A 17,624-nucleotide genomic window follows, 5' to 3' on the forward strand; every position below is an offset into this window, starting at 1 on the left:
CCGTCGGTGACGGTCTCGGGGACTGCCGGGCTCTGCCTGGCCTACGCCGGGGCCCACCACGCACCCGGCGGGATGCTGATCGCCGTGGCCGCGCTGATCGGCGCCACCCAGGGATCGATGTCGACGCTGGTCCGGGCCCGCTGGACGCACCTCACCCGCAATGCCGGCCAACTCCACACGGCGTACTCGATGGAGGCCGCCCTGGACGAGATCGCCTTCATGGTGGGACCGGTGCTGGCGACATGGCTGGGCGGCACCGTCGCGAACTGGCTGCCGATGGTCATCACCGCCACCGTCCAGCTCGTCGGCGGCTGGACCTTCCTGCTGCAGCGCGACACCGAGCCCCCGGTGGGTGCGGGACGCACCGGGGGGAAGGTGCCGCTGACCGGCAGCCGGGTGCTGTGGCTGGTGTTCGTGGCGTACGGGATGCTGGGGATCGTCTTCGGTGCGGTGGACGTCTCGACCGTGGCCTTCGCGACCGAGGCCGGGCGGGCCGCGACGGCGGGCCCGGCGTTGTTGCTCTTCTCGCTCGGTTCGTTCCTGGCCGGCTTCGTCTACGGCTCGCGGCACTGGGCCGGGGCGCCGTGGCAGCATTTCACCCTCGGGACGGTGCTGATCGGCTGCGGGGCGGGGTCCTTCTTCTTCGCCCGCTCGATCGAGGCCCTGGCGGTGCAGATGTTCCTCACCGGCCTGGCGCTGTCGCCGACCTTCGTCGCCGCGCAGACCCTGGTGCAGCGGCTCGTCCCGGCGGAGCGGGTCACCGAGGGCTTCGCCTGGGTGGCGACCTCGATCAACACCGGCGTCTCCGTGGGCTCCAGCCTTGCCGGTGTCGGGCTGGACCGGGTGGGGTCCCCCGGCGGTTTCGCGGTGACCCTCACGGGCGCGCTGCTGGCGCTGGCGGTGGCGGTGTCGGCCGCCCCGGCGCTGCGGCGCAGGACCGCCTGAGGAGGGCCTGCCCCTCGTACGTTTCCGGGAGGACGGCAGGCGCAACGAGCGGGCCCGGCCATGGCCGGACCCGCTCGTGGGGGGATCGGTGGCGGGCGTCGGCTGGCGCCCGGGAGGTCACTCCTCGCCGTTGGCGGCGCGCTTCAGCGCGGCTCCCGGGGTGAGGCGGACGGCACGCTTGGCCGAGATCTCCATGGTCTCGCCGGTGCGGGGGTTGCGGCCGCTGCGGGCGGCCCGCTCGACGACCTCGAGGGTGAGCAGGCCCGGGATCTGGACCTTCTGGCCCTGCTGGGCGGCCTCCATCAGCGAATCGTTGAGGGCGGTGAGGGCGCGGTTGGCATCTTCCTTCGACAGCCCGGCGCGCTCGGCGACGGCGGCCACCAGTTCGGTGCGGTTCATGTGTCTCCTTCAGTGATGGTCCGGGACGCAGTCGCGATGACCGCGCCGCGGTTCGGCGCTGCGCATCGACACAACGCACATGTCGTGACAACCCTGGATGCTAGTGACCGCTGGGGACGTCTGCAATGAAAAACCGCGCAGACACGCCGATCTGCGGGGTTTGCACCCCCTTTTGAGGGTTCGGAGGCCCTCCGGGGGCCCGGACGAGCGTTCGGGGAGCTCGGTCAGCGGTCGCGATCCGTCCTCGCGGGACGCACCGGGAGGGCGGCGACCAGGGCGCCGAGGGCGGAGACCCCACCGGCCACGCCGGTGGCCAGGGCCGGTGCGGCGGCGTAGAGCGGGAGCAGGGCCGGGACGGTCGCGGAGCCGAGGAACTGGACCGCCATCGTCACGGAGGTGGCGCCGCCGGTGTTGCGCGGCGTGCTGCGCAGGGCCAGGGTGTTGGTGAGGATCCGGCTCGCCGTGCCGGCGGCCCCGATCGCCCCGACGAGCAGCACGAGCAGCGCCAGCCAGGGCGCCAGCCCGACCAGGGCCATCGACAGGCCGAGGATCAGCAGGGCGGCGATGCCGAGGCGCCGTACGCCCCACCGGTCCGCCATCCGGCCGGCGACGTTGCCGCTGACCAGGCCCGCGACGCCGTAGAACGCGACGACCAGGCCCCGGGCCGTCGGGGACAGCCCGAACCTGTCGGTGGCGATCAGGGCGGCCAGCACGGTGACCCCGGTAGCGGTCACCTGGGCCGCGAAGGCGATGGCCGAGGACTGCGCGACCCGTGCGTTCGCCAGGTCGCGCCAGTCGGCAGCAGGGGCAGGGCCGGACCGTCCGGCGCGACCGGACGGGGTGACCAGGCCCAGGACGAGCGCCGCGAGCCCGGTGACGGCGAAGGCGAAGCGGTAGTCGGTGTCGGCCGCGACCCCTCCGACCAGTGGGCTGAACGCCTGCCCCGCCGCCTGCATCGAGGCGAAGAGACCGAGGGAGCGGCCGAGCCGCTCGGGGGACACGAACTCCGCCAGCAGCGTCACCAGCACGGGAGTGGTGAAGGCGTTGCCGATGCCCTGCGCCGCGCGCCCCGCCATGAACACCGGCACCACCCACCCCGCCGGAAGGGCCTGCGCGAGCACGCAGACCAGGGAGGCGGCCAGGTAGAGGGCGTAGCCGCCGCGGATCGTACGACCCCGGCCCCAGCGCTGGGCGAGGGTGCCGGAGACCAACAACGCCAGGCAGAACGGGATCATGTACCAGGTCACCGCCGAGGAGGCGACCTGTAGGTCGGTCCCCAGACCGTGCGCCAGTTCCGGGAGCATGGTGTTGGTCACCGCCCCGCCGAAGGGCCCGAGGAAGCCGCCGGCGTACAGCGGCCAGAGGCGCGGGCGGGCGGGAGTGGTCGACGGCATACCTGCCAGGCTAGGTTCCGGCGCCGCGGCCGGGACAGTTGATCATTCATCCGATGGCACGGTGCCGGGGGCGGTGTCTTCGAGGGGCGTGCTGAGCCGTTACTACAGTGAACGTATGAACATCGCTATCCCGGTCACGTCCGACGGTCAGGTCGAGCCCCGGTGGGGACGAGCTCCGAGGGTGGCCGTCGCCACCCTCGACGCGGGGCAGATCTCCGACTGGGTCGTCCACCACGTCGGCTGGGACGTCGCCCACGACGAGGGGACCGAGGGCTCCCATCACGCCAGGATCGTCCGCTTCCTGCGGGAGAACGCCGTCGAGGCCGTCGTCGTCGACCACATGGGGCAGGGGATGGCGCACACGCTCGACAAGATGGGCATCCCGGTGCTGCCGGCCCGGTCGGCCGATGCGCGGGAGGCCGTACGGCAGGCGCTCGTCACCCCCTGACCCGAGCGACGACCTTCGTCGGCGGCGCCCCGGGTGGGCGCCGCCGACGTCGGCTCACAGCATCGGCTGGGTGTGCCAGATCCGGCGCAGGTAGTCGCGCATCGAGCGATCGGAGCTGAAGTAGCCACTGCGCGCGACGTTGAGCACCGCGGAGCGGGTCCACGACTCCTGGTCGGCGTACCGTTCCTCCACCCGCGCCTGCGCGGCGACGTACGACTCGAAGTCGGCCAGCGCCATGAACCGGTCGTGGTGGGTCAGGGACATCGTGACCGACTCGAACATGCCGCGGTCACCGTCGCTGAAGATGCCCGAGTTGATGAGGTCGATCGCCGCCCTGATCGCCGCGTTGCCCTGGTAGTACGCGCCCGGGTCGTAGCCGCGGGCACCGAGCGCGGCGACCTCCGGTTCGCTCATCCCGAACAGGAAGAAGTGCTCGTCGCCGACCAGGCGCCGGATCTCGACGTTGGCCCCGTCGTCGGTGCCGATCGTCAGGGCACCGTTGAGGGCGAACTTCATGTTGCCGGTGCCCGAGGCTTCCATGCCGGCCAGGGAGATCTGCTCGGACAGGTCCGCCGCCGGGATCAGCTTCTCGGCGAGGGTGACGTTGTAGTTCGCCGGGAAGGCGACCTTCAGCCGGCCCTCGAGACAGGGATCGGCGTTGACGGTCCTGGCCACCCGATTGATCAGGTGGATGATGTCCTTCGCCATCCGGTAGCCGGGGGCGGCCTTCGCTCCGAACACCACGGTGCGCGGGGTCAGGTCGGCCGGCGCGAGCTTCCCGGAGAGCACCTGCTCGTAGAGGGAGACGACGTGCAGCAGCTTCAGCGTCTGGCGCTTGTACTCGTGGAGGCGCTTGACCATCACGTCCAGCAGGTGGCCGTCGGGCAGGTCGATCCCGTCGCGATTGCGCAGCAGGGTGGTCAGCCGACGCTTGTTCCAGTCCTTGGCTTCGCGGAAGGCCGCCAGGAAGTCGTCGTCCAACGCGTACGTCTCGAGTTCCTTGAGTCGCTCGAGGTCGGTGACCCAGCCCGACCCGATCGCGTCGCAGATCACGTCGGACAGCTTGGGATTGGCCATCTTGAGGAAACGGCGCGGAGTGACACCGTTGGTCACGTTGGTGAACCGCTCGGGCCACAGCGCGGAGAAGTCCGGCAGCACCTTGTCGCGCAGCAGTTGGCTGTGCAACTCGGCGACACCGTTGACCTTGGTCGCGGCGACCGTGGCCAGGTAGGCCATTCGGACGCCCCGCTCGGGGTATTCGGTGATGATCGACATCCGCCCGGCCCGCAGCTCGTCACCGGGGAAGGCTTCGCGCACCTCGGCGAGGAACCGGTCGTTGATGCCGTAGATGATCTCCAGGTGCCGCGGCAGCAGGCGGCCGAGCAGGTCGGTCGACCACACCTCGAGGGCCTCCGGCAGCAGCGTGTGGCAGGTGTAGGCGAAGCACTGGTGGGTGACCTCCCAGGCCTCCTCCCAGTCGAAGCCGCGCTCGTCCATCAGGATGCGCATCAGCTCCGGCACCGCGATCACCGGGTGGGTGTCGTTGAGCTGGAAGATGATCCGGCTGGGCAGGTCGTGGAGGTCGAAGCCCTCCTCCAGTTCGTGGTCGAGGAAGTCGCGCAGCGAGCAGGCGACGAAGAAGTACTGCTGCTGCAGCCGCAGCTCCTTGCCCTGGGGGGTGGAGTCCTCGGGATAGAGCACCTTGGAGATGTTCTCGGCGAAGGTCTGGGCGCGGACCGCCTCGGCGTAGTCGCCGGCGTTGAAGATCGACAGGTCGAAGGCCTTGGTGGCCTGGGCGCTCCACAGTCGCAGCGGGTTGACCCGGCCGTTGAGGTAGCCGGGGACCATGTAGTTGTACGGCACGCCGAGGACGTTCCAGGACGGCACCCAGGTGGTCTTCTCCCGGCCATCGGCGTCGACGCTCTTCTCGGTGTAGCCGCCGAAGTTCACCTGGACCGATTCGTCGGGGTGGGGGAACTCCCACGGCGAGCCGAGCGCGAGCCAGGTGTCCGGCTGCTCGACCTGGCGGCCGTCGACGAAGGTCTGGCGGAAGATGCCGTACTCGTAGCGGATGCCGTAGCCGATGCAGGGCACGTCCATCGTCGCGAGCGAGTCGATGAAGCACGCGGCCAGGCGCCCGAGGCCGCCGTTGCCGAGGCCGGGCTCCACCTCCTGGTTGCGCAGCGTCGTCAGGTCGATGCCGCACTGTGCCAGGCCCTTCTCGGCGATCTCGTTGAGATCGGAAGCCATCAGGGCGTTGCCGAGCTGGCGGCCGAGCAGGTACTCCGCTGAGAGGTAACCGACGGTCTTCGCCTTGGCCTCGTGGGTCTTGCGGCTCGTCTCCAGCCAGCGGGCCATCAGGTACTGGCGGACGGTGCCCGCCAGGGCCAGGTACTGGGCGTTGGTGCTGGAGTGGGAGAGGGCGACCCCCTGCTTCGTGTTCAGTTCCGCCAGGAACGCCGCCACGAAACCATCCACCGAGTGCGGCGGCGACCCGACCGGGGCCAGGGCGAGCGGGTGCGTGGGCGAGAAGGCCGGGCCGTACCCGGCGCGGGTCACCGTGGGCGACTCGTCGGCAGGGATGGCGCGGTCGGTCGTCTGCTGCGCGTTGTCAGGCATGGGCGAATCCTAGGCTGCTGTGATTGCGACTATGTTTCCGTGGGATCTCGGTCACACGTCACACAGGTTTCGTGGGACCCGTGATCCCCCGAGCGCCGCGGTCACCCCAGATAGGCTGTGGCCTCGATCTCGACGAGGAACTGCGGGCGTCCCAGCGCGGCCACTCCCGCCACCGTGTGTGTGGGTTTCACCGGTCCGGTGAACCACCGGGCCCTGGCGGCGCTCACCACCGGCGCATCGGCCACGTCCACCAGGTAGGTCGTGGTCGCCACGATGTCGTCCATGCTGCCGCCCGCGGCGGCGACCACCTCGGCCATGTTGCGCAGGGCCTGGTCGACCTGGGCGGTGATGTCGCCCTCCCCGACGATGCTGCCGTCGGCGGCGAACGCCACCATCCCGGCGATGTGCAGGGTGTCACCGGCTCGGACGCCGTACGAGTAGGTGTTGTTGACGGCCGGGGCCGGCGGCAGCGTGGCGGGCATGATCGCCTCGTGTCGCGGGGTGTCGCTCATCGTTCCTCCGTGGTCCGGGTACGCCGTGCACCGTGCCCGTCGCACTGGTTCGACGCGCGGTGAGGGTGATCGTACGGAGTCCGCGACCCGCCCTTGCCCCCCGTTCCTCACCGCGGAGCACCTCGCGTACGTAGGCTCGGCACATGGCAACTGTCTTCACCCGCATCATCAACGGCGAACTGCCGGGCCGCTTCGTCTACCGCGACGACACCGTGGCCGCGTTCCTGTCGATCGGCCCGGTCGCGTGGGGACACACGCTGGTCGTCCCGATCGAGGAAGTCGACCAGTGGGTCGACGCGGATCCCGCGCTGTGGGCCCACCTCACCGAGGTCTCCCAGTTGATCGGCCGGGCGATGGTCCGGGTCACCGGAGCCTCGCGGGCCGGGTTCCTCGTCGCCGGCTTCGAAGTGCCACACCTGCACCTGCACGTCTTCGGGGCCGACGACATGGGTGGGTACACGCTGCGGGCGATCGACGTGTCCGAGGCCGAGATGGACCGGGCCGAGGCCGCACTGCGGGCGGCCCTGCGGGAGCTCGGCGCGGGCGAGAACGTCCCCGCCTGACGCGGCACGGCCCACTGTCGGGGCCCGGTGCCACACTGAACCCATGTCCGCGCTCTCCCGGTTCGACCCCGCCACCCGTGCGTGGTTCGAGGACGCCTTCGGCGCCCCCACCGCCGCGCAGGCGGGGGCGTGGAGCGCGATCAGCTCCGGGCAGCACGCCCTGGTGATCGCTCCCACCGGCTCCGGCAAGACGTTGTCCGCCTTCCTGTGGGCGATCGACCGGTTGCTGTTCGGTGCCCCGGTCGCCGTGGAGGAGCCCCGCACCCGGGTCCTCTACATCTCTCCGCTCAAGGCGCTGGGGGTCGACGTCGAGCGCAACCTGCGGGTCCCGCTGGCAGGGATCGCCGCGGTCGCCGCCGACCGTGGCGAGGAGACCCAGGACGTCCGGGTCGGCGTACGGTCCGGCGACACCGCCCCCGCCGACCGGCGCCGGCTCCTGCACGACCCGCCCGACATCCTCATCACCACCCCCGAGTCGCTGTACCTGATGCTGACGTCGGCGGCGCGGGAGACACTCACCGGTGTGGGCACCGTCGTGGTCGACGAGGTGCACGCCGTCGCCGGCACCAAGCGGGGCGCCCATCTCGCGTTGTCGCTCGAACGGCTCGACGAACTGTTGCCGGCCCCGGCCCAACGGATCGGGCTGTCCGCGACCGTCGAACCGGCGGACGAGGTGGCCCGGTTCCTCGGGGGGCGCCAACCCGTCGAGATCGTACGACCGCCGTCCGACAAGGCGTGGGACCTCACGATCACGGTGCCCGTCCCGGACCTGGCCGACCTCTCCCGGGACCGTACGGCCGATGACGACCCCGAGCGGATCCACTCGATCTGGCCCGACATCGAGGAGCGGCTCGTCGACCACGTGCTGGCCCACCGGTCCACGTTGGTCTTCGCCAACTCCCGGCGCTCCGCGGAGAAGCTCACCACCCGGATGAACGAGGTCCACGCCGAGCGGCTGCGGGACGCCGGGGAGCTCGGCGATGACGAGGACCCCCCGGTCCTGGCCCGCTCGCACCACGGGTCGGTCGCCATAGAGCAGCGTTCCATGATCGAGGGGGACCTCAAGGCGGGGCGGCTGCGCTGCGTGGTGGCGACGAGCTCCCTCGAGCTCGGCATCGACATGGGCGCCATCGACCTGGTCATCCAGGTGGCCGCCCCCTTCTCCGTCGCGTCCGGGCTGCAACGGGTCGGCCGGGCGGGACACCAGGTGGGCGAAGTGTCGCGGGGCATCATCTTCCCCACCCACCGCGCCGACCTGGTCCACGCCGCCGTCGTCGGCCGACGGATGATCAGCGGGGCCATCGAACCGCTGCACGTCGTCGCCGGGCCGCTCGACATCCTCGCCCAGCACACCGTGTCCGCCTGCGCCCTCGGCCCGCTCGACGTCGAGGAGTGGTGGCAGACCGTCCGCCGCGCGGCCCCGTTCGCGGACCTCCCCCGCAGCGCCTTCGAGGGCACCCTCGGTCTGCTGGCCGGCCGCTACCCGTCCGACGAATTCGCCGAACTGCGCCCGCGGGTCGTGTGGGACCACGAGCACGGCACGCTGACCGGGCGGCCCGGGTCCCAGCGGCTCGCGGTGACCAGCGGCGGCACCATCCCGGACCGGGGGCTGTACCCGGTCTACCTGCTGGCCGGCGACGAGACCCGGGGTCCGCGCCGGGTCGGTGAGCTGGACGAGGAGATGGTCTTCGAGACGAGGGTCGGCGACATCATCGCTCTCGGGGCGACCAGTTGGCGGGTCGAGGAGATCACCCCCGAGCGGGTCTCCGTGGTGCCGGCACCGGGGGTGCCCGGCCGCCTGCCGTTCTGGCACGGCGAGGACGACGGGCGCCCGGCGGTGCTCGGGGCGGCGATGGGCGGGTATGTCCGGGAGCTGGAGGAGCGGACGGCCGCCCTGGGGGAGGACCGGGTCCGGGGGGAGTTGCGCGAGGCGGGTCTCGACGCCTGGGCCGCCGACAACCTGCTCGACTACCTGCGCGACCAACGGCGCGCGACCGGTCTCGTGCCGGCCGATGACCGACTGGTGGTCGAGCGGTTCCGCGACGAGCTGGGCGACTGGCGGGTGGTCTGCCACACCCCGTACGGCAAGCCGGTCAATGCGCCCTGGGCGCTGGCCGTGGCCCGCCGGGTCCGCGAGCGCCACGACGTCGACCCGCAGGTGATGGCCTCCGACGACGGCATCGTGCTGCGGGTCCCGGCCACCGACGCAACTCCTCCCGACGACACACTGTTCCGCTTCGATCCCGACGAACTCGTCCGGACGGTCTCCGCCGAGGCGGAGCACTCCGCCCTGTTCGCCGCGCGCTTCCGGGAGTGCGCCGCCCGGGCCCTGCTGCTGCCCCGGCGCGACCCCACGAAGCGTTCACCCTTGTGGCAGCAGCGGCACCGGTCCGCACAGCTCCTCCAGGTCGCCTCCCGCTACCCGGCGTTCCCGATCGTGCTGGAGGCCATGCGCGAGGTACTCCTCGACGCGTACGACATCGGGGCCATGCACTCGCTGCACGAGCGGATCGCCCGCCATGAGGTCACCCTGACGACGGTCGAGACCGTCAAGCCCTCCCCGTTCGCCTCCTCACTGCTGCTGGGCTACGTCGGTCAGTTCCTGTACGACGGCGACGTGCCGCTGGCCGAGCGGCGGGCCGCCGCCCTCGGGCTGGACCAGAAGCTGCTCGGTGAGCTCCTCGGCGCGACCGATCTGGCGGACCTGCTCGATCCGGCCGTGATCGAGCGGGTCGAGGCGGAGCTCCAGCACACGGCGCCGGACCGTCGGCTGCACGGCCTCGAGGGGGTGGCCGACCTGCTGCGCCTGCTGGGGCCGCTCACCGTGCCGGAGATCACCGCGCGCCTCGAGGAGGGAGCGGACCCGCAGGGCCGGGAGGCGGAGGCGGTCGCGACGTACGTCGACGCGCTGGTGTCGCGGCGTCGCGCCATCCTCGTCGACATCGGGGGCGTGCTGCGGGTCGCGGCGGTGGAGGACGCCGCCCGGCTGCGCGATGCGCTCGGGACGGTCCTGCCGCCGCTGGTCCCCGCCGCCCACCTCGAGGCGGTTCCCGACCCGCTCCGCGACCTGGTGGGCCGTTATGCCCGCACCCACGGGCCGTTCGTCGTCGCGGACGCCGCGAGGCAGCTCGGCATGGGCGCGGCGGTGGTGCAGCATACGGTGCACCGGCTTGTCGAGGAGGACCGCCTGGTGGCCGGTGAGTTCGTCCGGCGCGCCGATGGTGTGGCGGGCGAGGCGACCCAGTACGTCGATGCCGAGGTCCTCCGTGTCATCCGGAGGCGCTCGCTGTCGGTGCTGCGCGCCCAGGTGAAGCCTGTCGACGCGCAGCGTTATGCGTCCTTCCAGCAGGTGTGGCAGCACGTCGGCGATGGCAACCGGGTCGACGGTGAGGACGGCGTGCTCAGCGTGGTGGACCAGCTCGCCGGGATCCGGCTGCCCGCCTCGGCCTGGGAATCGCTGGTGCTGCCTGCCCGGGTCGACCACTGGACACCAGGACTGCTCGACGCCTTGGTGGCCGGTGGCGACGTGCTGTGGGCCGGCGACGGCGCCCTCGCCGGCGGTGACGGCTGGCTCACGCTGCACCTGGCCGACGCGCAGGACCTCACCCTGCCCACCGATCTCGAGGAGCGGGCCGAGGCGATCACGGACCCGGTGGCGGTGCGCGTCCATCGGCTGCTGGCGGAGAGGGGCGGCGCCTACCTCGTCGACGAGATCCTCGAGGCCCTGGTGCGCCAGGAGACCGACCGCGGTCGGGTGCCCGGGTCCGAGGACGGCTCCGATGGCCCGGCGCCGCTGTCCGCCGTGGTGGTCGCCGAGGCGGTCACGACCCTGGCCTGGGCCGGTCTGGTCACCTCGGACACGTACGCCTCGGTGCGGGCCATGCTCCGCCTCGGCCAAGGCACCCATCGCACGCCGAGCACCCCCACCCGGGGACGGCCCGGGCGACCCGGACGGCTCCGGCTGCGCCCCCCGGCACTCGCGGCCCGCTCCGTGCTGCCGGGACGGTGGTCGCTGCTGCGGCCGCGACCACTCGACGCCACGGTCCGGGCCAGCGAACTCGCCCAGCTGCTGCTCGACCGCCACGGCGTGGTGACCCGCGGTGCTGTCGAGCTCGAGGGCCTCGCCGGCGGGTTCGCCGCCCAGTACCGGGTCCTGACGGCCCTGGAGGAGAACGGCCGCTGCCGGCGCGGCTACTTCGTCGCCGATCTGGGGCCCGCGCAGTTCGCCGAGGCGGGGACCGTCGACCTGCTCCGCCGCGCGGAGGCCCCGGACGCGGTGCTGCTGGCGGCGACGGACCCGGCCAACCCGTACGGAGCGGCGCTGCCCTGGCCCGAGGTCCCGGGGGAGGCGGAGGTCGCCTCCCGCCCGGGACGGCGGTCCGGCGCGCTGGTCGTGCTGGCCGGTGGTGCACCCGTGCTGTTCCTGGAGCGCGGCGGCCGTACGCTCCTCGCCTTCACCGACGACCGGCTGCGGCTCGCGGACGCCGGCCGGGTGCTCGCCGACGCCGTGCAGCGGGGTGCCGTCGACACCCTGTCGATCGAAACCGTGAACGGTCTGCCGGCGATGGGACTGTCCGGCGCCCCGGTCGCAGTCCGGGCCGGTCTGGTCGAGGCCGGTGCCTACACCTCGCCCAGAGCCATCCGCCTGCGACGCACCTGAGGCGCCGCCGACCCGCCGCGCAATCGGTTCTCCGGTGAAATGTCAGAGGCCCCGGCCACTATGGAGACATGGGGGATCTCTCAGACAACCTCATCACTCTCATCGGCCTGCTGGAGTCGCGTACGCGATGGTCAGTGGCTGATCTCGCGACGGCACTGGGCGTCACCGTCCCGACGGTCCGCCGCTATCTCGCGCGCCTGCGGGACCAGGGCTACGGGATCGAGCATGACACCGGTGACGACGGCGGCTACCGTCTCACCGGCGGTCGGGCTATGCCGCCCCTCGTCCTCGACGACGAGGAGGCGACCGCCACCGCCATTGCGTTGCGTCGGTCCCTGCTCGCCCCGACACCCCTGGCCGAGGCCGGCACCCTGCGGGCCCTGGCGAAGGTGGAGCAGGCGATGCCGGATCGGGTCCGCTCGTCGGTCGAGGCACACGAAACGGAGCACACGGTGCTGGGGGAGCGCCTCACGTCGACCCTGGCGGCGATCACCGAGGCCATGCGCGACGGCCGGTTGCTCCGGTTCAGTGTGATGACCGAGCACGGGCTGGGGGCCGTCCACCACATCGAGCCCCTGGTCGTCCGGGCCCGGGTGGGGCAGTGGTTCCTGATGGGGTACGACCGGGAGCTGCGCCGGATCGCCACCTGGCCCGCGGAGCGGATCATCGAGCCGGAGGTCACCGCCCTTCCCTTCGATGCGGAGCGCCACCAGCGTCCCCGTCGTGCTCGCGAGGTGGTGCCCGACGACATTCCCGCCCCGGTCGTGGCCGTCGTGGACGTCCAGGCCCCGCCGACCCGGGTACGTGCCGGCCTGCCGGACGGTGTCGGGTTCATCGAGCCGCTCGATGACGGCGGGTCACGGGTGATGATCAGCGGCACGAGCACTCGCCGGATCGCGCGGCAACTGCTGCTGCTCCCCGAGGTCTTCACCGTCGTCGAGCCCGAGGAGTTGCGCGTCGAGCTGCGGGCCATCGCTGAGGTGCTGGCCGGGGTCTGAGCCGACGGAGTGGGCCGGTCCTCAGTCCTCGACGCCCTGGGGCTTTCGTGCCGGCCCTGTGGAGCCGGCGGCGTCGTAGGCGGCGTCGAAGAAGGCCACCTCCGCCCGGACGGTCCGGTGGAACAAGGTGCGGCAGTGCTCGGCCGCCTGCTCGTCACTGGGCTCGGCGGCATCCAGTTGCTGGCGCAGGAAGGTGACCCAGTCGCGGAACTCGTGGCCTCGGTGCAGGTCGATCCATTCGCGGTGGGCGTCCCGTGGGGTGACGACCGGACGATCGGGGGCCTCGGCCCAGTCGAGGTAGACCCACTCGAGGACCAGGAGCACCGACAGCACGTGCGGCCAGGAATGGGAGGCGATCGCCTCGTACATCAGGTCGAGCAGGTCGACGGTGGCGCGGCCCAGCGGCGGATGCAGCCGATCGTCGAGGCTCACGTCGAGGGCGTTGAGGGTCCGCTCGAAGTAGCCGTTCTCCTCGGTGGTCAGCATGCCCAGTTGGCGTCCCAGCCGTAGCCGCGCCACGCCGCTGGGCGCGGTCGCCACGGCCTCCCCGAGCAGCCGCAGGAACGGGTCGAAGAACTGGTAGTCCTGCACCAGGTAATGGGTCAGGACCCGGTCGTCCAGGCTCCCGGCGAACAGCTCGCCGACGAACCGGTGACCGGTGGCCGACCCCCAGTCCGCCTGAGCGTCCTCCCGCAGGCGGCGACTGAAATCCGTGCTGGCCGAGATGCTCATGCGCCCAACGTACCCGTGCCCGGTGCCCTCGGAGCAGAGCCGGGGGCACCGGGCACCTGAGGGGTCAGGCCGCCGGAGCGGACACCTCGACCGGGACATCGGACTCCGGTCGATCATCCCCGGAGACCCGGGTGAACGTCGACCGGGCAGCGATCAGGACGGTGGTCCACAACAGGCAGACCATGCTGACCGCGTAGACCGAGGAGAGGGTGTGGTTCGTGCCGCGGGCCAGGATCACCAGTCCGACGGCCAGCTCGACGACCAGCAGCACCGCGGCGACGAGGGTCAGCGAGCGGACCGCCGGCACCCGTCGGCCGGCCACGATCGCCGCGACGATGAACGCGATGGCGACGGCGGCCAGCACCATCCGGACCACCTGCAGCCAGGCCGGCCCGTCGATCCCGACGATTCCCCACACCGGGCAGCTCACACAGCGGGTCAGCGATCCCTTGCCGGCGGCGAAGACCCCGGTCACGTGGACGAGCCACAGCACACCCACCGCCGCCCAGGCGTACGCCGCGGCGGGGGTGAGCGAGGCGCGACGGGGGGAGTGGCTCAGCGCCACGGCGGCGGTGGTCATCGCGATCATCGCGATCAACGACGCGCCGAGGTCGGTCGCCCCCTGCGCGGTGGTCAGCCCCACCCGGATCGTCAGCATGCCGAAGATTCCGGCGGCGAGTGCGCCGGCGAGGGCGAGCCACGGCAGCACCGAGACGACCAGGTCGCGCCGGCGCCGCAGTCCGAGGAGGGCGGCCGCCAGCAGCGCCGGACCGGTGCTGACCGCGATGACGCGGTGGACGAACTCGATGACCGGGTTCAGGGCCGCCCGCGGCATCACCTGGCCCACATAGCAGCCCGGCCAGTTCGGGCAGGCTGCGCTCGAATCGGTGGCGCAGACCAGTGAGCCCAGCGCCACGGCGGCGAAGGTGAGCACGGCGGCCACGCGGTACAGCGTGATCGTGCTGGATGCGGGGGTACTGCTGGCAGTCATGGAGTTCTCCGCAGGGGCGAGTCGCTACGTCGTACGCGGTTCATCGCCGTTCCTACGGCGTGCGTACTACGTGATGTCGTCGCACATCTTACGGGCGCGTCCGGTTCAGTGGTGGTCGGACTCCCAATCGAGGAGTGCGGCCTTGATCTCCACGCCATAGCGGTAGTCGCCCAGTCCGCCGGCCGAGCGGACGGCGCGGTGGCAGGGCACGACCCAGGCCAGCCGGTTCCGGGTGCAGGCCGCCGTCGCCACCCGCACGGCGCGCGGCCGTCCGGCGCGCTCAGCGAGTTCCCGGTACGTGAGGACCTCGCCGGGCCCACTGGAGCGCAGGAACGACCAGCAGCTCTGCCGGAACGGCGTGCCCGGTTGGCTGGTCCGCAGCGAGGCGAACCCGGTCAGGTCCCCGTCGAGGACGTCGGCGACGGCCCGCCGGATGGCGCTGTCGCCGTCGTTCGGGTGGACCGGCAGTCGGCGTGCGCCACGGGGCAGCACCTGCGCGATATCGGTCAGCTCACCGAACCCGCAGGCACGCAGCACCTCGTCGTCGGGGGTCCAGAACGCGGTGAAGGCACCGAACGGGGTGGCCAGCGTGGTCGCCTCCAGGCTCCTGGTCGTGGTCATCTCGGGCCTCCTGGTCAGGGGACGGTCTGGCGGGCTGCATGGGCGTTCCTATTCTGCTGACCCGTGCGCGGGGGCTGGAGGCGGGGTCACTCGCCGTCCCCGGTGAGCCCGCGCGCCGCCGTCCGAGGGGTGCGCCGCGGCGCGGACGCCGAGCGGATGACGACGCTCGCCGCGACGACGAGGACCATGCCCACCCATTCGGGTCCGGTCAGCCGCTGGCCGAGGACCACCAGTCCGGCCAGCGCCGCGACGGCCGGCTCCAGCGACAGCAGGATGCCGAAGACGTTCGGGGCGATCCGGCGCAGCGCGATGTTCTCCAGCGAGTACGGGACCACCGACGACAGCAGCGCGACGCCGAGACCTCGGCCCAGCGCCTGGCCGCCGAACAGCCGGGCGCCGGCCCCAATGCTCCCCAGGGCGCTACCAGGACGGCGGCGATCAGCATCGCCCAGGCCACCCCGTCGATCCCGCCGAAGCGCCGGGCGGTGTGCCCGGAAGCGATGATGTACGCCGCCCACGCGGCGCCGGCCAGCAGGGCCAGCCCGATGCCGAGCAGGTCAAGTTCGGCCCACGGCGTCCACAGGGCTCCGGAGATCAGCAGCACGCCGCCCAGAGCCAGCGCGACGGCACTCAGATCGCGGACGCTGCGCGACGTGACAGCGGCCAGCGTGAGCGGGCCGAGGAACTCCAACGTCACCGCCACCCCGATCGGCAGCCGGGCGAGGGCACCGTAGAAGGCAGAGTTCATCACCGCCAGGGTCAGCCCGTACGCGGCGACGACCCACCAGTCGCGGCCCCGATGCCCACGCCAGTGCGGACGGACGGCCACCATCATGATCGCGGCCGCCAGGCTGAGGCGGAGCAGGACTGCTCCCATCACCCCGGCGACCGGGATCAGCGTCACGCCGAGTGCGCCGCCGAACTGCACCGAGACGATCGCGGTGAGGACCAGGGCGAGGGGCCACCCAGCTGTCTGTCGGGCGCCGCGATCCATGCCTGTCATCCTGCCACCCGGCCGGCGACGGCTCTGCGGCCCACCGGGGGTCCCGACTTCGTAGAATGGAGAACCGGCGCCGCTGGCCGCCGGGTATCGGTGGGCCGAGGTCGACCCGGCCACGACCTCGAGCGGGGTGGACGGATGGACACGGCGGTCATCTATCTGGCGATCACCTTCGCGCTGGGCTTCGGCGTGACCCTCGTCCGCCTGCCACCACTGGTGGGGTTCCTGGCCGCGGGGTTCGTGCTGAAAGCGCTGGGCGTCGGCACCGCGCCCTACCTTCACCTGCTGTCCGACCTGGGCGTCACGATGCTGATGTTCACCATCGGTCTCAAACTCGACGTGCGGATGTTGCTGCGGAAGGTGGCGTGGGGCACCTCGCTGCCACACATGGTGTTCAGCACGCTCATCGGCGCCGGCTTCCTCGGTCTGCTGGCGGTGGTGGGCGCGCCGATGCTCGACCGGGCCGACCCCGCGACCCTGCTCCTGCTCGGCTTCGCGCTGTCCTTCTCCAGTACGGTCTTCGCGGCCAAGGTGCTGGAGGAGCGTTCCGACGACGGGTCGCTCTACGGCCGTACGGCGCTGGCGATCCTCGTGCTGCAGGACATCGTGGCGGTCGCCTTCCTGGCCGCCCGGGAGGGTTGGCAGCCGGGGCCGCGGATCCTCGCCCTGGCGCTGCTGTGGCCGATCACTCTGCTCCTGCGCCGGATCTGGCACAGCGTCGGTCGCGACGAGTTGCAGGTCCTGTTCGGGATCGGCGTCGCCCTGGTGCCCGGGGCCTGGTTGTTCGACTGGGCCGGCCTCACCGGGGATCTCGGGGCGCTCGTGGTCGGGCTGCTGCTGGCCTCCTCGAAGCGGGCCGCATCCTTGTCGACGGCACTGTTCAGCATCAAGGAGGTGCTGCTCGTCGGGTTCTTCCTCACGATCGGGGTGGACAGCACCCTGACCCTGCCGTCGGTCCTGATGGGTATCGGGCTGCTGGCCCTGCTGCCGGTCCAAGCCTTCCTCTACATCGTGCTGCAGCGCCTCTTCGGTCTGCGCAACCGGACCGCCGTGCTGTCCGGCTTCATCCTGGGCACGTTCTCGGAGTTCGGGCTGATCGTCACCGCATTCGCAGCCGACCGTGGGCTGGTGCAGGCCGACTGGCTGCCCGCCCTGTCGGTCGCCGTCGCCGGCAGCTTCATCCTCGCGGCCGTCGCCAATCGTCGTGGCACCCGGCTGATCGAGTGGCTCACCGACGTCCTGCCGAGCCGCGCCGCCGCCCGGATCATCCCCGAGGACCGCCCGGTCACGCTCGGGGACGTCCGGGCCATCGTGCTCGGGATGGGCCGGATCGGGGCGTCGGCGTACGACCACCTTGCCCACGAGTACGGGCTGAGCGTCGTGGGGGTGGAGAACAACCTCGATCGGGCGGCCGACCTGCGCCGGCGAGGCATGAACGTCATCGTCGCCGACGCCACGGATGCGGAGTTCTGGCAACGCCTTCACCCGAGCCACACCGTCGCGATCGTCGTCCTGGCCATGCCGGAGCACGGGTCGAACCTCTTCGCCCTGCACAAGGTCGAGGCCAGCGAGTTCGACGGCACCATCGCGGCCGTCGCCCACAACGATGACGATGTCCGGGAGATCCGGGCCTTGGGCGTGGAGGCCGTCTTCCACCTCTACGACGGCGCGGGGGACAGCCTCGCCGACCGCGCCGCCGTCCAGGCCGGGGTGAGGCCGGTCGACGGCACGGAGTGAGGCGA

Annotated in this window: 15 protein-coding genes; 6 read left to right on the forward strand and 9 right to left on the reverse strand. The window is 71.9% G+C overall.

Annotated elements, in window-relative coordinates:
* Positions 1–6 precede the first annotated feature (6 nt).
* Positions 7–945: an MFS transporter gene (locus tag Rai3103_RS08490; RefSeq protein ID WP_153572233.1), complete on the forward strand. Its 939-nt coding sequence runs from the start codon at positions 7–9 to the stop codon at positions 943–945.
* Positions 946–1,062: 117 nt separating this feature from the next.
* On the opposite strand, the gene Rai3103_RS08495 is transcribed toward Rai3103_RS08490, so the two are convergent.
* Together Rai3103_RS08495 and Rai3103_RS08500 are read right to left on the reverse strand one after the other, a co-directional pair.
* The gene (locus tag Rai3103_RS08495; protein WP_153572234.1) at positions 1,063–1,344 is read right to left on the reverse strand and encodes an HU family DNA-binding protein; all 282 of its coding nucleotides are present in this window, start codon (positions 1,342–1,344) and stop codon (positions 1,063–1,065) included.
* A 224-nt stretch (positions 1,345–1,568) separates the two neighbouring features.
* A complete protein-coding gene (locus Rai3103_RS08500; protein WP_153572235.1) occupies positions 1,569–2,738 on the reverse strand; it encodes an MFS transporter in 1,170 nt (389 codons plus the stop codon).
* A 115-nt stretch (positions 2,739–2,853) separates the two neighbouring features.
* On the opposite strand from Rai3103_RS08500, the gene Rai3103_RS08505 reads away from it, so the two are divergent.
* Positions 2,854–3,186 (forward strand): NifB/NifX family molybdenum-iron cluster-binding protein, encoded by a 333-nt coding sequence (locus tag Rai3103_RS08505; protein WP_153572236.1) that lies wholly within the window; start codon positions 2,854–2,856, stop codon positions 3,184–3,186.
* A gap of 54 nt (positions 3,187–3,240) precedes the next feature.
* Here the strand turns inward: Rai3103_RS08505 and Rai3103_RS08510 are convergent, their stop codons facing one another.
* Both Rai3103_RS08510 and Rai3103_RS08515 read right to left on the reverse strand, forming a co-directional pair.
* Positions 3,241–5,805, reverse strand: coding sequence for a glycogen/starch/alpha-glucan phosphorylase (locus Rai3103_RS08510; RefSeq protein WP_153572237.1), 2,565 nt, complete (start codon positions 5,803–5,805; stop codon positions 3,241–3,243).
* Between the two features lie 101 nt (positions 5,806–5,906).
* The gene (locus tag Rai3103_RS08515) at positions 5,907–6,317 is read right to left on the reverse strand and encodes a RidA family protein (RefSeq protein ID WP_228488800.1); all 411 of its coding nucleotides are present in this window, start codon (positions 6,315–6,317) and stop codon (positions 5,907–5,909) included.
* Between the two features lie 143 nt (positions 6,318–6,460).
* Here Rai3103_RS08515 and Rai3103_RS08520 point away from each other — a divergent pair, with 143 nt between their 5' ends.
* The 3 genes from Rai3103_RS08520 to Rai3103_RS08530 all read left to right on the forward strand — a co-directional run bounded on the left by Rai3103_RS08520 (position 6,461) and on the right by Rai3103_RS08530 (position 12,538).
* A complete protein-coding gene (locus Rai3103_RS08520) occupies positions 6,461–6,880 on the forward strand; it encodes an HIT family protein (protein ID WP_153572238.1) in 420 nt (139 codons plus the stop codon).
* Positions 6,881–6,923: 43 nt separating this feature from the next.
* On the forward strand, positions 6,924–11,540 hold the full coding sequence (locus Rai3103_RS08525) for an ATP-dependent helicase (RefSeq protein WP_153572239.1): 4,617 nt from the start codon (positions 6,924–6,926) through the stop codon (positions 11,538–11,540).
* A 68-nt stretch (positions 11,541–11,608) separates the two neighbouring features.
* Complete coding sequence (locus tag Rai3103_RS08530) at positions 11,609–12,538, forward strand: helix-turn-helix transcriptional regulator (protein WP_153572240.1); 930 nt, start codon at positions 11,609–11,611, stop codon at positions 12,536–12,538.
* Between the two features lie 21 nt (positions 12,539–12,559).
* On the opposite strand, the gene Rai3103_RS08535 is transcribed toward Rai3103_RS08530, so the two are convergent.
* The 5 genes from Rai3103_RS08535 to Rai3103_RS08550 all read right to left on the reverse strand — a co-directional run bounded on the left by Rai3103_RS08535 (position 12,560) and on the right by Rai3103_RS08550 (position 15,876).
* The gene (locus Rai3103_RS08535; RefSeq protein WP_153572241.1) at positions 12,560–13,270 is read right to left on the reverse strand and encodes a TenA family protein; all 711 of its coding nucleotides are present in this window, start codon (positions 13,268–13,270) and stop codon (positions 12,560–12,562) included.
* A gap of 64 nt (positions 13,271–13,334) precedes the next feature.
* Positions 13,335–14,261, reverse strand: a complete 927-nt coding sequence (locus Rai3103_RS08540; RefSeq protein ID WP_153572242.1) for a COX15/CtaA family protein — start codon at positions 14,259–14,261, stop codon at positions 13,335–13,337.
* Positions 14,262–14,366: 105 nt separating this feature from the next.
* A complete protein-coding gene (locus Rai3103_RS08545; protein ID WP_153572243.1) occupies positions 14,367–14,882 on the reverse strand; it encodes a methylated-DNA--[protein]-cysteine S-methyltransferase in 516 nt (171 codons plus the stop codon).
* Positions 14,883–14,968: 86 nt separating this feature from the next.
* Complete coding sequence (locus tag Rai3103_RS19040) at positions 14,969–15,202, reverse strand: EamA family transporter (RefSeq protein WP_422396042.1); 234 nt, start codon at positions 15,200–15,202, stop codon at positions 14,969–14,971.
* Positions 15,091–15,876, reverse strand: coding sequence for an EamA family transporter (locus Rai3103_RS08550; RefSeq protein WP_422395997.1), 786 nt, complete (start codon positions 15,874–15,876; stop codon positions 15,091–15,093). The genes Rai3103_RS19040 and Rai3103_RS08550 overlap by 112 nt, the downstream gene beginning before the upstream one ends.
* A 144-nt stretch (positions 15,877–16,020) precedes the next feature.
* Between Rai3103_RS08550 and Rai3103_RS08555 the strand changes: the two genes are divergently transcribed.
* A complete protein-coding gene (locus Rai3103_RS08555; RefSeq protein ID WP_153572244.1) occupies positions 16,021–17,619 on the forward strand; it encodes a cation:proton antiporter family protein in 1,599 nt (532 codons plus the stop codon).
* Positions 17,620–17,624 lie beyond the last annotated feature (5 nt).

The organism is Raineyella fluvialis (assembly GCF_009646095.1).
Classification (GTDB): Bacteria; Actinomycetota; Actinomycetes; order Propionibacteriales; family Propionibacteriaceae; genus Raineyella; species Raineyella fluvialis.